General features: G+C 55.2%; 13 protein-coding genes. 1 reads left to right on the top strand and 12 read right to left on the bottom strand.

All coding sequences use genetic code 11. The features are described 5' to 3' along the window. Position 1 precedes the first annotated feature (1 nt). From mobH to AZSP09_RS19275, 3 genes are all read right to left on the bottom strand, one after another. On the bottom strand, positions 2-1,996 hold the full coding sequence (gene mobH, locus AZSP09_RS19265) for a MobH family relaxase (protein ID WP_152091240.1): 1,995 nt from the start codon (positions 1,994-1,996) through the stop codon (positions 2-4). A 96-nt stretch (positions 1,997-2,092) separates the two neighbouring features. Further along, positions 2,093-2,737, bottom strand: a complete 645-nt coding sequence (locus AZSP09_RS19270; protein ID WP_152091241.1) for a FlhC family transcriptional regulator — start codon at positions 2,735-2,737, stop codon at positions 2,093-2,095. A gap of 10 nt (positions 2,738-2,747) precedes the next feature. Then, on the bottom strand, positions 2,748-3,200 hold the full coding sequence (locus AZSP09_RS19275) for a hypothetical protein (protein ID WP_152091242.1): 453 nt from the start codon (positions 3,198-3,200) through the stop codon (positions 2,748-2,750). A gap of 433 nt (positions 3,201-3,633) precedes the next feature. Between AZSP09_RS19275 and AZSP09_RS19280 the strand changes: the two genes are divergently transcribed. Further along, complete coding sequence (locus AZSP09_RS19280; RefSeq protein WP_152091243.1) at positions 3,634-4,293, top strand: response regulator; 660 nt, start codon at positions 3,634-3,636, stop codon at positions 4,291-4,293. Here AZSP09_RS19280 and AZSP09_RS19285 read toward each other — a convergent pair. From AZSP09_RS19285 to AZSP09_RS19325, 9 genes are read right to left on the bottom strand one after another with little or no spacing between them, the layout of a single operon-like run. Next, a complete protein-coding gene (locus AZSP09_RS19285; RefSeq protein ID WP_152091244.1) occupies positions 4,265-5,209 on the bottom strand; it encodes a sensor histidine kinase in 945 nt (314 codons plus the stop codon). The two genes, AZSP09_RS19280 and AZSP09_RS19285, sit on opposite strands and share 29 nt — an antisense overlap. Before the next feature lie 27 nt (positions 5,210-5,236). Further along, positions 5,237-5,491 (bottom strand): YunC family protein, encoded by a 255-nt coding sequence (locus AZSP09_RS19290; RefSeq protein WP_152091245.1) that lies wholly within the window; start codon positions 5,489-5,491, stop codon positions 5,237-5,239. Positions 5,492-5,547: 56 nt separating this feature from the next. Continuing rightward, a complete protein-coding gene (locus AZSP09_RS19295; protein WP_152091246.1) occupies positions 5,548-6,852 on the bottom strand; it encodes an ISL3 family transposase in 1,305 nt (434 codons plus the stop codon). Continuing rightward, positions 6,845-10,093: a type I restriction endonuclease subunit R gene (locus AZSP09_RS19300; protein ID WP_152091247.1), complete on the bottom strand. Its 3,249-nt coding sequence runs from the start codon at positions 10,091-10,093 to the stop codon at positions 6,845-6,847. Before AZSP09_RS19300 ends, AZSP09_RS19295 begins: the two co-directional genes overlap by 8 nt. After that, positions 10,090-11,397, bottom strand: coding sequence for a restriction endonuclease subunit S (locus tag AZSP09_RS19305; RefSeq protein ID WP_152091248.1), 1,308 nt, complete (start codon positions 11,395-11,397; stop codon positions 10,090-10,092). Before AZSP09_RS19305 ends, AZSP09_RS19300 begins: the two co-directional genes overlap by 4 nt. Continuing rightward, positions 11,394-12,194, bottom strand: a complete 801-nt coding sequence (locus AZSP09_RS19310) for a nucleotidyltransferase domain-containing protein (protein WP_152091249.1) — start codon at positions 12,192-12,194, stop codon at positions 11,394-11,396. The genes AZSP09_RS19305 and AZSP09_RS19310 overlap by 4 nt, the downstream gene beginning before the upstream one ends. Next, complete coding sequence (locus AZSP09_RS19315; RefSeq protein WP_152091250.1) at positions 12,191-13,243, bottom strand: PDDEXK nuclease domain-containing protein; 1,053 nt, start codon at positions 13,241-13,243, stop codon at positions 12,191-12,193. Before AZSP09_RS19315 ends, AZSP09_RS19310 begins: the two co-directional genes overlap by 4 nt. Further along, positions 13,240-13,875, bottom strand: a complete 636-nt coding sequence (locus AZSP09_RS19320; RefSeq protein WP_152091251.1) for a hypothetical protein — start codon at positions 13,873-13,875, stop codon at positions 13,240-13,242. The genes AZSP09_RS19315 and AZSP09_RS19320 overlap by 4 nt, the downstream gene beginning before the upstream one ends. Beyond that, positions 13,872-15,902 (bottom strand): type I restriction-modification system subunit M, encoded by a 2,031-nt coding sequence (locus AZSP09_RS19325; RefSeq protein ID WP_152091252.1) that lies wholly within the window; start codon positions 15,900-15,902, stop codon positions 13,872-13,874. Before AZSP09_RS19325 ends, AZSP09_RS19320 begins: the two co-directional genes overlap by 4 nt. Between the last annotated feature and the right edge of the window lie 68 nt (positions 15,903-15,970).

Raw genomic sequence — 15,970 nt, forward strand, 5'->3', positions numbered from 1 at the left:
GTTATTCCTTGTGGGTCATATCGAATCCGAGGCCAGAAGCGATATCTGGCTTCAGGATTACCATGCGGTGCGTCTTTCCGTCGATCTCGACTGGATGAATTCGGCGACTTGCTCGGGTCTTGTCCTGCCAAAGCCACGCCTTCAGGCCGAGCTCTTCGAGCAGTTCCATCACCGGAATTCCATGCCGGTTTAGTTCCTCGTGGCTGATACCAAAGCCGTAAGGCAGCGCGGCGACCACGCCGGTCATGGCGTCATTGCGGTAGGACTGCATAACCTCGTTGAGCAGCCATGCATTTGTCCGCTTCAGAGATCCGAGTAACTTTGCCGCCGTCGGGCTCACATCAGCTCCAAGCGAAGCACCGCTGTCGCTTTCCTGTGCGGGTGGGCGCGGATCGTCCGATCGAGAATCTTCCTCGGCGCCACCGTTCTGGCCTCCCCCTTCTTCAGGCTTGGGCTTATTTCGCTTACGATCTTTCCCTGCTAGCGGCGCCGGTGGCGGTTCCAGGCTTCCTTCAGGAGGAGGTTCATTTTCTTGCACGTAGGGCGGGATCTCCTCGAGCGGAGGCGCCTCTAGTTCTTGCTTCGGAGCCGGCCGCGGCTTTTGCTTTGCTGGTCTAGCGGGCGCATCCTTTACCGCCTCTGAGGGCTGGTTCGGGGCCTGAGCGTCGGTCTTCGGGCCTTGCTTTGCACTACTTGCCGACGGAGCTGTTTGCTGGGCCGCCGAGGCCGAAGTAAGTGTCAGCTGGACATTCTGATAAGGCTCAAAGTCAAAGCCCTGGGGGAATATGACCTCTCCCTCCCGCAGCTTTACCATGCCCTCTTTCGCCTCGAATGTGCCAGGCAATGCAATTGTCCAGTAACGGGCACCTCGTCCGTTGATCTGGAGCAGATTCGCGGATACCAGAAGGTCTGCCAGGGTATCCGGGTCCTTCGGAATGCCGGCAAACGAGTCACGAGCCAACAGATTCGCTATGTCAGCGGCAGCAACAGGCCAGTCAATGAATACGCCTTCCCTCCCAACCCAAAGACGGCCGCCTGATGAGACATTGTTCGCGATCCACTTCCCGCCACGAACCAAACGACGCATCGCGTCGACCAGATGCATCTCGAGGTGCGCACCGATTACCAGGTGCCCATAGTTCGTGGCGGATCGTTTCAAGTCATCTTCGATCACCCGGGTGATAACAGGAGCAACCAAACGACCGATCGGGTTCTCGGACATGTTGGTCTCGACACCGGCGATCGCCGCAGTCATCGCCGGCACGACTTGATTGTTGTCACTGGCGAGATACTGCAGGACGTCATGGGGAACCACTTGCGAGATTGAGTATGCTGCTGACGCCTGGGCCCCATGGACATGCATATCTTCCATCCATCGGACAAAATAGACATCTGCCTTCGAGTTCATGCACCACTGGAAAAGGGATTGGAGGAGCGGGGTCCACTGTTGACTGTCCCTGGTCATGACCGCCATCGAATTGACCGTGCGATAGTTCTGGCTGCACAGACCGGCCAGGAACGTCGCCAATGTCCATTTCGGTTGCATGAAGAAGCGTCGCTCTACGCCTCCCCCGGCGGGAAAGACTGCTGCATTGGCAGATTGGAGCGAATTCAGCGCAATTTCGAGACTCATCCGGAAAAGCCCACCGGTTCCTCGGAAATAGGTGGTGCTCGTCGCCGGAAGCAGATGGACGTGCCCCGCCAGGTTTCGGACGGCCGGCATATAGAGGCGATCGAAGTCCGCGCGCGAAACACCGGCAGTACGGAAGATGCGATCCAGCAGTTCTTGTTGAGATTGCAGGATTTTCTCAACAGAAATGACTGGGATGCCTTTGTCGAATGGGGGATAGCGCGTTATCGCATAGTCGCCCGGGTCTTCTTCACCCGGATAGACATCCAGCCCCAATCCACGGGACTGGGGCTGCGGCGGGACCAACAGCGGAGCAGATGGCGGGGCTGGTGCGCGATTCAGCAGGCGGCGGATGAAGGTGAGCATGCCCGGAATTATCCGGAGCGGCCCAGAAAGACGCAGCAGGGAAATGCCGCCGAAAATGCGGGGCTAGACGTAGGAATGGATGGTGCCGTGGAAAAATCAGCTTGCGCAGGCGTGGCGGGATGCCGAAATGCGCTCGGAATTCTCAACCAACTTCGCAAACCGCTTTTGTATGGCGCACATTGGACATGACTGGTTGTCCAGTTCCGCTTCAGTGATAACCAAATAGCTTGCACCACAATCGCCGCAGTCCTTCAAAGCCAAAGGTGCGGACTTTCGTCCATAACCATAGCCAAGGTGGGTCATCAGATCGTAGGCGTTATTCAGGGTAATCCTGGACAACTTGGGGAGGGCTTGCTGGAGGGGGTCGGTGAGACGGTAGTAGGCTTGGAATGCTGTGGTAAGCAACCAGCCGCGGTTTGCGGGCTCATCTAAAGCGGCTTCGATCTTGAGGTAGATGCTGGCAAAAGCTGCCGCTTGAAGATTCCAATCGAGGCCGCCCCGATTGTGCGGTATCGCGTAATGCTTCGGTTGGGTCTGCTGGAGTCTTCCGGCCGGCGCTTCCTGCCCCGTCAGACGCTTATATCGATCGGCGATGGCCTTCGATGATAGACCGGTGTACCTTGCGATCAACTTCGGCTTACCTCCCATCAAGACCATAGTGTTCGCCAGGTCAAGGAATCTGCTCATCCAAATTGGGTCATCGAACTGAGCTGATTCAGGAATAGGGGTGCCGGGGTGCATGTCGATCTCCTTACGCAGCCGCGGCTAGCATGGCGGCGGAATAATGAGGAACAGCTTTCGCATGCAGAGGGCCAACATTACGAGTGGCGGCACCAGAAACGTCAAATACCGTTCCCAGCCAGCGACGTGAGATGTCGGTGATTTGTTGGTTGGTGAGCCGCGCCAGGACTCGCGCTTGGGCCAGGTCGACACTCAGGATGATCAGGCCATCGAAGTAACCGTTCAGGATGTCGCGGGCAGTCTGCCGAGCGAACATCAGGTATTCCTTGTTGATGGAGGTGACATCCAAGGAATTTTCGTGATGGGACGCAGCAACTATCGCAGCAGCCGTCGAGAGCTCATTAGCGGAAGGCTTCAGCTTCCCAAGACAGACGGCGAGAAGATTCAGCGTTGAGAGCAAGTTTACGTTTGCCGATCCCATTTGCGTCAGGATGCGCTTGTTCAAAGCATGCAGATCTTCCATTTGCAACCCCCTTTTGCCGTAGTTCAGGGCCGCAAATTAGGTGAAATCCCGTATTGCCAAGCCCAACGTCATCTCAATGTGATGCGGATTATGGGAAAGTGTGCCATGTTTTGTCAATGATTTTTTTCTTCATAACGGAGCTTTTTTTTCCGTCTTATGGAAGTATTGACGACTGTATGAGAAAATCCGGTGAAATTGGAGAGGTCGACCGCCGTGCCACCGCGGTGTCTTCAGCGGGTTGAACTTACCAATCACCTGACTCCAATTTCTGTTTTAGGTAGAATTTCGGTCGCAAAAAACGAATTTTTATTGGCCTTGACTGGTGGTGCTCTGACTCCACCCCAAAGCCTTCTATATAACTAAAGCCATATATAATGCGCGCCTTTTTGCTCTAACCTAGTATCCGGGCTTAGGTGCGCAAAGGTAGAATACAGTGCCGATTCGAGTATTTCTGGCGGACGATCACCGCCTCTTGGTGGAAGGTTTCCGCCACGCCCTCAAGGACTACGACATTGACGTCGTGGAGGTAGCTTACAGCCTCGATGGGTTAATTACCCGCTACCTTGAGGTACAACCGGATGTGCTAGTCATTGATGTCCGGTTTGATAGCAAGAGCGTTTCTGAGACGGGACTGGATGTGTGCGAGGAACTTCTGGCTACGCACCCTGACGCCAAAATCATTGTCTTCTCTCAATTCGACGACCAGTACATCATCGAGAAGGCGTACAAGATCGGCGTCCTCGCCTTCGTCCTGAAGGATGAGTGTACCGATGTCCTTGATCAAGCTATCCGTACCGTAGCTGAAGGCAGGGAGTTCTTTTCACCCCAGGTCGCGCAGCTCCTCGCTCGCTCTTCGGTCAAGGACCGGAATCCCAGCAAACTTCTCGACGAAAAGGAACTTCGTGCGTTCTTGCTGACCGCAGATGGTGCTTCACTTGCCGACGTCGCTGAGTCAATGGATCTTTCGACAAAAACAGTTGGCCACCTGCTGAAGAGCATCAAGTCCAAGCTCGAAATCGAGACGCCGGCTGATTTCACCAAACTCGCGATTCGATTCGGGCTTACTACGACCGAGTTGAAAACGAAAAGCTGACTCGCGTTCCCGGGCGTTTTGCATTTCCCGGAAACGCGGACTGAACCTTGAGATTGCCGCCAATCACTCGTGCTCGCTCACGCATGTCGATTAGACCGATGCCGGCGGTAATCTCTGAAGGCGTCTTGGCTCTTGGCTTCACCCCTACCCCATCGTCCATCACCACGACGTCGATGAGGTGCATTCGTTCATTAAGCTTCAGCGACACCGAGATCTGCTTGGCGTTGGAATGCTTAATCGCGTTGTAGATGGATTCACGGATGATTTTGTACGCAGTGACAGCCACCTCCTCCTCGAGCTCCGGTCGCTTCGGCAGATTGTGCTCTAAAACAATCTCTGGCTTGTCAAAGAAGTTTGTGTAGTGAGATATCAAGGACTCGATCGCCGCTGTAAAGCCAATTGAATCGATCACTTCGATCCGTGTGTTCTTGATGATGTCGCGCGTTTGGGAATAAGCATCCGCCAATAGCTCTTGGACGGAATTGAGAATTTTGCTGGCTTTAGGATCGTCCTTTACGTAGGGCTCCAGTCGCTTCAGTTCGTTTTTGCATAGAACCAAATTGGGATTTACATCGTCATGGAGGCGCCGCGAAATTGTTCGACGCTCTTCGTCGATGCGGCGATTTGATTCCGCGAGAACACGCCTAGTCTCCTCGTGCGAGACTTCGAGCTGCACGTTGCTGTGCATCTTCCCCAGAATGAGCACGTACAGGAAAAAGACCAGCATCAGCCCCGCAGGAAGGCTGGAGATGATATTAGCCTTGGTCGTGAATGGGAGCGTGACAACCAGGAACGCGGCCCATGTCCACAAAAAATATTTGGCCGGGGAGCTGCCCCGGAGGGCCAGCGCCAGGCTGGCGATGAAGACAACCAGCAGGAAAGCGCAAATCGTTAGGAAGACGACGCTTTCATCCATGATGCGCTCCCTGCACGCGGTTACTGCTTACTGAAACTTGGCAAGGGCCGATTCACCGGTGTCACCCACCTTGATGCCCATGGCTTCTGCAGCCTTGGAGACGGCAACAATCAAGGCTTTCTTCATATCCTCGAAGTTATTAACGCCAGATACGATTGCACAGGCCTCTTCAGTCTTGTTGCAGGTCTCCGAATTGATATAGCCGCAGGCAAGGAATCCATTTGAGCCCTTCATTACCAGCAGCGGCCGCTTCAATTCGAATCTCAGTGTCTCGATGCTCATTTGCTACCTTTCAAAAAATGGCTATATGCATTCTGAGGTTGGAAAGTCCTGATTTCTCAGTCCAGAACGCCTGATTCAGCAAGCTCAACCAAGGTTGGAATGTGCGGCCCGTATTCAACCGTCTCGGTAGTGCTCTTGGTTGGAATCAGCGATTCGGAAGGCTTGGATAGCCGCACGCCGCTGCCCACTTTTCGGGCATGTTTTGCGTAGAGCGTTTTGGCGCGGATGATCTCGTAGCTATACCCACGCCCCAGTCTGTTCGACAGCTTGATCAGGCCATTCAGACACTCGGTATAGGCATTGGTGATTCGACCAGGAGAATCCCAGTAGGCAAAGATGTCTTCGTAGTGGTTGCGCACCGTTTTTGCAAGCGAGTGGAACATCGCCAGTTCGCCTTCAGGTAGCGTGTTTTCCCAAGCCTCGAAAGCATGTTGGGCTGATGCCTTGTCTGGGTCGTCGTAGATGCGGAAGAAGGCTTCCTTGAAGTCATAGGCTTTGCCCAATTCAGGAATGGTTTCCCGCACCGCAGCCAGCGCTTTCAGTTCCGCTGCATTCAAAGAGCCAGGGCGCTTTAGCGTAAGCCAGCGAATCGACTTCTTCACATGCACGCGCTCTTCCTTGCTCAGCGTCGCCTGGTACTTCTTACGTTCTTCATCAAGAGCCTCAGATGCCATCTTTACGACATGGAACTTGTCGATGACCAGGCGGGCATTGGGAAGGTACTGCGCGAATGATCGCTTGAACGGTCGCCACATATCCGTGCAGACCCATTCCACCCGTTCCCGGTCGGGCAGGTTCTTGAAGAATGGCTTCAGGTGATCCTGCGTGCGTAGCTCCAACATCTGATAGACGTTGTTCGTGGCCAGGTTCGTGATGACGCACCGGTACTTCCCGACGATGCTCACCTCGTCGATCCCCATGATGACCGGGGTTTCGTAATGCACCGTTCGATCTAGCTCCTCAATCAGATCGTGAGCGATATTCTTGATGGTGTTGACGGCCAGCCCAGTCTGCTCGGCAAGCGCGTGAAACGTCATGCCCAAACAACGTTCACGGATGGCATCGACCAGTCGTTTGGTTGCCCGACGCTTCTCATCCAGAAACGTCAATTCAGGAGAGAACATCTTGCCGCAGCTATCGCATCGGAAGCGTGGCCTGAAGATTTCCAGGCGCACCGGCTGCATCTGCATCGGCGTATCGGCAAAGATATTGGATCGTTTGCCGTGCCGGTACATGGCTTTGGTGCAATCGGGGCATGAAGGCAAATCACCATCGAGCGCTTCAGCAACGACGGTGAGCCCGTGTTTCTGTGAGAAGTAGTCCACCGGCTTGACGCCTGGGAGGTTCAAGAGGTCAATCACTGGTGCTATCCAGGTCAATGTTCCGCTGCTGGCTGATCAGTTCGTAAATCACATCGGTCAGTGCCGCCATTGCTTGGCGGTCGGACTTCAATACCAGCGTAGCGAGCTTCTGGTGACTGGTCAGGGCGCGAACCACGCCTTGCTGGACAGCACCGGGTAGATTGCCCTTCATCGCCTGATCTCGCGTATTGCTTTCAACCTGGGCCATAACCACATCGTTCTCACGAGCGATTGAAGCAATCTGATTCACGAAGGCTGCTTGATCCCGAAGCGGGGTCGCCTCTCCAAACAAGTGATTGAGCTTGTCGATGATTTCAGTAAGGAAATGCGGCGTGTCGCCTGCGCCACCGCCTCCTCCCGGCCCGATGGGCTTGAGCACAGGCGTTTTATCGTCTTCGCGGTGGGCATCCTCTTTGCCTTTGATATCAAAACCAGTCAGTACCAACCCCTTCAAATCCACACGCTCGGGCGTTTCGCCGGCCAAACGCTTTTGCAGCAACTTGGCGAAGGCAGCGAAGTTTTCCAGTTCAGGATCGCAAAAGTCGATCAACTGGGCGACATAGGCATAAGTGCGGCAGAAACGGCCAAGGCCAGCCTTAAAGGACATCAGCGTTTTGATTTGCTCCGCATGCTCCTGCCGGTGATGGTCAGCCGACTTCATGCCTGCCTGATCGCCTTGGCTGTGCGCCTTGTCAAATGCCGCCTCCCAAGTCGCAATGGCTTCGCGCAACATCTTCAGTCGTTGCTCGAACAGGCGCTTGGGGCCATCGGTCGCGGTATAGAGCGCCTTGTGCTGCGGCTCCTGAGCATGCGTGATGTCGCGGATGGTCTTGAACCGTGCTTCCTTGAAGGCTTCCAGATCAGTTGCGTCATACAAGCCCTGGCCGTCAAGTTGCTCCTGAATCTCGTAGATCACGTTAGGGTCTTGAGCATCCTCGATTTGGGCCCCGTTGTCGTACATGGCAAAGGCCCGGCGAACGTTCTCCGGATCGTTCACAAAGTCGATGATGAAGACTTCATCCTTGCCCGGCGCCATCCGGTTGAGACGGGAGAAGGTCTGAACGATTTCGACATCGTTGGCGATCTTCTTGTCGACATACATGGCCACCAACTTTGGCTGGTCAAAGCCAGTCTGGAACTTGTCGGCCACCAGCATGACGCGATACTCCGGGCGATCAAAGGCAAGGCGCAAATCCTGACCCTTTACCTCCGGGTTCATGCTTTCCTCGGTGAATTCCTCGTTCTCATCGACGATGAAGACATCATCCTTGAATTGCTCGTCGTCCCCCTGCATCACCTGTTTGCCCGTTACCTTGCCCGAGAAGGCGATCAGTGAATGGATGTGTCCATACTCAGCGTGCTGGGCAATATATCGGTCAAATGCCTTCTTGTAGCGGATCGCTGCAGCACGGGAGCTGGTCACGACCATTGCTTTCGCCTTGCCATCCAGACGGTGTGCCACGTTCTTACTGAAGTGCTCGATGATGAACTGCACCTTCTGCGTAACGTTGGTTGGGTGCAGCGACATCCATTGAGCCAAGGCACGTTTTGCAGCCTTGCCGCTCACCCGCTTGTTGTCCTCTATCTGCTTAGCAAGGTTGAACGCGGTTTTGTACGGCACATAGCCCTTCAGCACATCCAGGATGAATCCTTCTTCGATGGCCTGGCGCATTTTGTACTTGTGGAAGGCTTCGGGCAGATTGTCCTTGGATGGCTTCCGCGATGGATCTGGAACGCGGCCAAACAGCATCAATGTGGAGTGTTTGGGCGTACCAGTAAAGGCGAAGTAGCTGATGTTATCCGGACGTGCCCGCGACTTCTGAAGCTGCTCCAGTAATTCTTCGACGGTCAGCGAAGCCATCTTGCCCTGGCCGCTCATCGCCAGCGCCGTCTGGAGCTTGGCTGCCGTGGTGCCGGTCTGGGAGTTGTGCGCCTCGTCGATGATGACTGCGAAGTTCTTTCCCTTGAGCGCCTTGTCCGTCACGATGGCTTCCATCGCATACGGGAAGGTCTGGATGGTCACGACGATGATCGGCGTTTCCGCCAGTAGCGCATCGGCCAGTTGCTGACTCTTCGACTTCGATGACTTCTGGCGGTCGATGGCGGCAATCACACCAAACTGATGGTCGATTTGCTTCACGGCATCCTGGAGTTGTCCATCCAGCACGTTGCGGTCGGTGACGATGATGACGCTGCTGAAGATCGAATCGCCGTTGTCACTGCGCAACTTCACGAGGTCATGGGCCGTCCAGGAAATCGTGCTGGTCTTGCCGGAACCGGCGCTGTGGTCGGCCAAATAGACCATGCCGGGGCCGTTCTGTTTGGCATCGGCGATCATTTCATTGACCGCTGACCATTGATGGAAACGCGGGAAGATCAGCGTTTCCTTTTTCGACCAATTGCCCTTCAGGTCGACCACATCCTTCTTCTCGACATAGACGAAGCTGTGGAACACGCGCAGCCAGGCATCCGGTTGGCAAACAGCCTCCCAGAAGTAGGCTACCGGGTATTCGCGGGTGCCATCGGCCTTCAACTCGCCTTCCGGATTGCCTGCATGGCCATCATTGCCCTTGTTGAATGGCAGGAAGAAGGTGTTGTCGCCATCGAGCTTCGTCGCCATCTGGATTTCTGAATCCGACATGGCGAAATGGACGACAGCACCCCGCTTGAAGGTCAGCAGCGGCTCGCGGCGCTTGGTCTTGGGATCGTAGGGCAAGCGGTCAGTACGGTACTGATCCATGGCCGCATCCGCCGACTGGGTGAAGTCGGTTTTGAGTTCGACGGTCGCCACTGGGATACCGTTGATGAACAGCACCAGATCAATCGCCAGCTTGCGTGATGGATGGTATTGAAGCTGCGGCACCACGCGCAGGATATTGGCGGCGTAGCGCTTCAACACATCAGCGTTACGCTTGTCTTCCGGGGCTGCTTCCGAGAGATCGATATGCCCACACCCGGCGATGGAGAAGCCCTGGCGCAGCACCTGAACCGTGCCATGCGTTTCCAGCGCCTTGGCCAGCCGATCCATTAGGATTTCGAGAGCACGGTCGCCGTTGTCCTTCTTGAGCTTGGCCCACTTCTCGCCTTGACCGGATGCTTCCAGCCAAGCAATGAGGTCGTCGGCATACAACGCCCGTTCGGTGTCGTACTTCGTGGTTTCGCCAACCTTCCAGCCCTGTGCCTCCAGCTTGGAAACGATGTAGCTCTCGAAGTGTTTTTCTTGGTGTGCGGTGTCGCTCATGCGGACTCCCGAAGGTCGATTTGGCCGGTGACGGCAGCGGTAATGAAGGCGGCGCGGCGTTCTCTGAGGAGATCGATGCTGCGCTGGGTTTTAGCGACTAACGTATCGAACCGCTGAAGCTCATCGCCGACATATTGGACGATCAGTTTTTGTTGCTCTTCAGAAGGTAGCGGCATCCTGAATGCCTCAATATCAGGCATGTAAATGGTCTTGTGGGTTGATCCAATCATTAAACGTGATAATTCCTGTTTCATCCCCAGAAGAACGAGGTACAGGTATTCATTAACAACCCTGGAACCGCATCGCCAGACAGCAAAATCCTGCGATGTAGCCATGTCACAACCCATGATTGCAGGGAATCCCACTGATGCGGTGCGCGAAAGCATCACAGACCCCGCTGGATGCACAACTGCTGATGAATTGGCGACCCCCAGATCGCTGACCTTTTCTTCTGTCTCGGTTACGAAACGCCTACCTTCGCGGCGTACCTGCCAAATATCCGCAAGAGTGAACCAAGGGATATAACAATCCTCCCACCAGTCAGGGCGAGACCTGCTTGGGGTGTGGCCGGAACCAAGCGTTGCAACATGGCGCACTTGGACGACATTCCATTGCTCCGGCACCTCTCCAATCCAGTCAATGCCCGAATCCCTCATCTTCACGTTGGGATCAAGTCCCTTTGTGACCGCATGCGTGATGAGCGCCTGCCGCTTTTCCTTCAGGAGTTCAATGAAGCGGGTTTTCTTGGTGATCAGGACGTCGATGCGGGCGGTTTCGCGGTCGACGGCGGAAATGACCTGAATTTGCTCTTCATGGGAAGGGGTTGGCATCTCAATAGAACCAACATGCTCCCAGTCGGCCCTTGGCATCTTGGCACCCTCGCATCCGGCCTCAATTTGTTGTGTCACATCAGGGGTCAGCAGCCACTGTTGAAGCCAGCGCGGAAGTGTATTTCCCGTTTTCAGAACCAGAAATTCAGTTGAGCATGCACCATCCATCTCAGCAACGATGGCTTTTCGCAGATAGGGACGCAACTTGCCGTACAGAACGTCCTGCTCATAAAAAATGCCGACCGTTGAATCCTCGGTTTGCCGAGAATTACCGCTTGTTGGCTTGTATTGGCCGGATTCGGCCTCAACGTCTTCAAGCCCAACATAAGTAGCATTGGCAGGCACATCGCTACGTCGTTCAGTTCTGATTGATGCGTGGCGCTTAATTCGAGCGATTTCCCAATGTTCCGGCACCTGCCCAATCCATTTCACGCCGGAATCCCGATAGGCCGGGTAAGGCTTGTAGTGGCTCATTTCTTGGTCTCCCCCGCCAGCACGGTATCCATCAGCAAACGATCCAAAATTGAGTAATCGGTGTCGCGCAACACGGGCGGCAGGACGGTTTCCAGCCGCGAAAGTTCGGCATCAATGAAGGCATTGATGATCGGAAAATGCGATCCATGTTCCCCTTCCCCTACTGCACGCTTGATGGCTAGCAACTGATCAATCGCTCCCAGCAAATCGGAATCAGTGACGATGGCATCCACCAATTCCTGAAACGGCATTGGAGCCACGCCGCGCCCTTGCTCAATCCACAGCGTTGCCAGCAAGGGGCGCAGCACGTACAGGTATTTTTTCAGGCGTACCGTTTCGCCCAGCAGGTATTCACGGTAATTCCGGCGTGCCATGTGAACGTAGTGATGGAACGTGCGTTCTGCCTGGTGTGTTTGCCGGGCGGCATCACGCATGGCGTTCAGGAAATCCGGATCGGCCCGATACACCACAGGGGAATCCAGCCATTCAATCAGGGTGGCGTTGCCCTTTTTCAGCAGGCCAAGCGCCTTGCGCAACTCCCATCCGTTGATGTCGAGATCGCCCGAGATCGGCACCTCAATTACGTCTCGCTGAGGGCTGACACGGAGATACCAGGGCAGCGGATGAACGTAGATGAAACGAACATCGTAGTCACTGTCAGGGGATGCGAAGCCCCAGCCCCGGCTGCCAGATTCGCAAGCGTAGAGCACTCGAACGTTATGCTCTGCCTCAATGGTTGTCAGGCGAGCCTCGATGTCACATCGGACAGCCGGATCAATTGGATGCGCGGTATTCATGCCTGACCCTCTTCCGGCGCGGCCAGCACGGCACGCTCACGGGCATGTTCGCTTGCGCGATGCAGGCGCTCGCGCAGCACGGCAATTGGCGGCAACTCAACCAAGTATTCCGCAACACGGATGGATGCCTCATCCAGTTGAAGAAGTTCAACTTGCTCAGCATCGGCACTTGCGCAGAGGATCAGGCCGATAGGCGGCTCTTCACCCACAGCCCGTTCATGTTTGTCCAGCCAGCGCAGGTATAGCTCCATCTGCCCCTTGTGGCTTGGCTGGAAGGATTCCAGCTTGAGTTCGACGGCCACCAGGCGGCGCAGGTGGCGATGATAGAAAAGGAGATCGAGGTAGAAATCGTCCTTGCCGACGGTCATGCGCTTCTGGCGAGCAACAAAGCAGAACCCGCTCCCCAATTCAAGAAGCACGCTTTCCATTTCTCGCAAGATCGCAGCTTCCACGTCGCGTTCGCTATAGCCTTCCGGCAGTCCAAGAAAGTCCAGCATGTATGGGTCTCGAAACACCATGTCCGGTGTCATTCGCCCATCGGAACGGAGTTGTCCGAGTTGCGCCTGTACGACTGCTTCCGGCTTTTTGGCAATCGCTGTTCGCAAATAGAGTTGGCTACCAATGCGCTCTCGCAGGGTGCGAACACTCCAACGTTCAACCCGGCACATTTCAGCGTAAAACTCGCGTTCAAGCGGTTGCTTGAGCGGCAGAATCTCAACAAAATGGCTCCAGCCCAATTCCTGAGCAAGCGATGCCACAATCTGCGGATCGGGGAATGCCTCTGCGAACCGAATCATTCTGGCAAGATTGCGTGCGCTGAATCCCTTGCCGTATTCAGGAACCAATTTTGCCGACAGTGTTGGCAAAATCTCTTCTCCATAGCTGGCGCGTTGTCCTTGCAGGACTTCACGCGAAATACGTTCTCCGAGTCGCCAGTGAAGAAGCGTGAGCGCACTGTTCGCTGTCTGTGCGACATGACGCCGCGTATCCTCGATCAACGCACGGATTTCTGCCAGCAGTGAATCCGTCTGAATTGTGATGTCCGTCATTTGCTGGGTTCCTGCTCACGAAGCCAATCCGCCCTGCCATACCGATAATCAGGAAACTCGTTTTGCAAGGTCGTTTGCCCGAGCAACAGTCGCCGCGCCATGGACGCCAGTTGTGCTAGTTCAGTTTCATTTCTGACTTCCAGTGGAACAACCAGGCTAACGCCCGTGGCCCAGTTCAGCCGTTCCCGTTTCCATGAAGTGGAAACATCGAGGTCGATCCCTTCGGCCTCCATGCTCTGACGAACGGTACGCAAATGTTCGTAATAAGCGTCCTGCTCTGCCGATGGCTGCCGGGAGGTGTAGCTGACGATCTTTTTCCGCGACTTGCCCACTTGCTTGTAATTGGTTGTCGCACCCTCGAAGAGCCAATCATCCTGTGGGTCGGGTCCAGCCCGATCCCAGGATTGTTCTTCAATGGCAGTGCTGTAAATATGGCGTGGGTGTTGCCACCAAACGATTACCCGTCGTCCATTCAGGATGAAGCCAACGTCGTCCCACCAAGATAGGCTATCTGGCGTTGTTTCGGTGTAGGAGTGCGGGATGTATAAACCATCCTTACCCAGTCGCCACTGGTGCTGTTGGTGATATTGGCGCTGCATCCGGCCAAAGCGTTCTTGCTTGTGGTTTTTCATTCTGTGGCCACCTCAGCCAACAGCGCCGCGATTTCCGATTCAACCTGCTTCAACTCCGCATCGATGTCATGCAGCTTGCGCGGCGGGACGTACTGGTAGAAGAAACGGTTGAAGTTGATCTCGTAGCCAACACGTCCAATTTCCTTGTCCTTGTCGTCGCGGAAGGTTTCGTCAATGTAGGCGTCCGGCAAATGTGGGAGGACTTCGCGGGCCAGGTAGTCGCGGATGTCTTCGGTCAGCGGCACGTTCTCGTAGTCGGTCAATTCAGGATCGGCGACAACTGCACCATCCGCATCCAGCACAGGTTCGCCCAGCGGATCGCGGACACCGAAGGCATTGGTCAATGCCTTGATGAAGGTCTTGCCCGCCTTGATGACCTTGCCAGCAGCCAGCGCCGAACGCACCGTTTCATCGGCAAAGGTTTCGGTCCAGCCAAAGAGATGCGTAGCACCCATGTGCCGCCGCAATGCATCCAGCCAAATTTGCTGATGCTCCGGCGACAGCTTCTGCCATGCCTTTTCTTCTTGGAGCTTGGCCAACCCCTCGTCGTTGATCACCAACGACATGCGCAACGGGCGCAATACCTTGATGCGGCGATAGCCAAAGGTGCGGTAGTCGATCATCCGAGAAACATCGCTGTTTTCGGCGGCGGCATAGATGTCGACAATTTGTCGGCGCTGGTCGTCATCCACGATCCGGCGTTTGTTGCCTTCGTTATTGATCGACGACCAAAAGCCTGTGGCGTTGATGAGCTGGACGCGCTTCTCCCTGCGCCCATCCTTCTTGTTCGACAAAATCCAGAGATAGGTGCCGATGCCTGTGCGGAAGAAGATTTCCGTGGGCAGCGCCACGATGGCTTCAACCAGATCGTTTTCCAGCAGCCAGCGGCGGATCTCCGATTCCCCTGAACCAGCCCCGCCGTTGAACAACGGCGACCCTGATAACACGATGGCCGCACGACCGCCGCCGTTCTCAGGCAATTCCAGCTTACTGGCCAAGTGCATGAGGAACAGCATCGAGCCATCGTTGATGCGCGGCAGACCGGGCCCAAAACGACCGTCGTACTTCTTTTCCTTGTGCTCGGTATTTACGGCGTCCGAATCCTTCTCCCACTTCTTGCCGAAGGGAGGATTTGAGAGGCAGTAATGGAAGCGCTCGTTGGCGAACTGGTCATTGGAGAGCGTGCTGCCCAGACGGATGTTCTTCGACAGATCGCGCCCCGGATCGGACTCCAGGGTCCGCAGCAACATGCTGGTCAGGCAGACAGCATGGGTTTCCGGCTCAAGCTCCTGTCCATGCGGAACAAGGACAGGCGGCACTTTGAAGCGATTACCGTACTCGGCAACGTGGTTCATGGCGTCGGTCAGGAAACCACCCGTGCCACACGTCGGGTCATACAGGGTACGGATAAGACCGGGGTTTGACTCGAACAAAGCATCGTCTGGGTCGAGCAGCAGGGCCGTGGCTAGATGCACCACGTCGCGGGGCGTCATGAAGTCTTCTGCCCCTTCATTCACCTCGGCGCCAAATCGGCGAATCAAGTGCTCATAGAGGTTACTCATTACGCGATCCGGCACAGTTTCCGGATGCAGGTCGACACCAGCGAAGTTCTTGCAAATCTTGAAGAGAACGCCAGCCTTATCGAGACGAATGACGGTGTTCGTGAAATCGAACTGCTCGAATATGATGCGAGCGTTGTCCGAGAAGTGGGCGATATAGTCTTGGAGGTTCTGGCGGGTCTTGGCGCTGCCCAGATTGCCCAAGGCGTATTCGGAGGTGTTGTAGAACGGGTAGCGGGTTGCCTGGCGAAGCACTAGGTCAATATCGATCCCGGCATCCTTGAATGCGGCATGCGTTTCACGAACGTCCTTCCGAGTTGGCTCCAGAACACATTCCAATCGACGCAGCAGGGTGAACGGCAGAATGATCTTGCCGAAATCCGTGTGCTTGAAATCACCCCATAGGTCTTCGGCGTTTTTCCAGATGAAATCCGCCAGCGATGCGCCCGAGCCTGTCTGTTCTGCCATGTGGTTCTCCAACCAAGTTTTGCACAAAACAGAATACCAGACCGGCGGGAACTTTCAACCATGTTTTG

This window comes from Azospira sp. I09 (assembly GCF_009177135.1).
Classification (GTDB): Bacteria; Pseudomonadota; Gammaproteobacteria; order Burkholderiales; family Rhodocyclaceae; genus Azospira; species Azospira oryzae.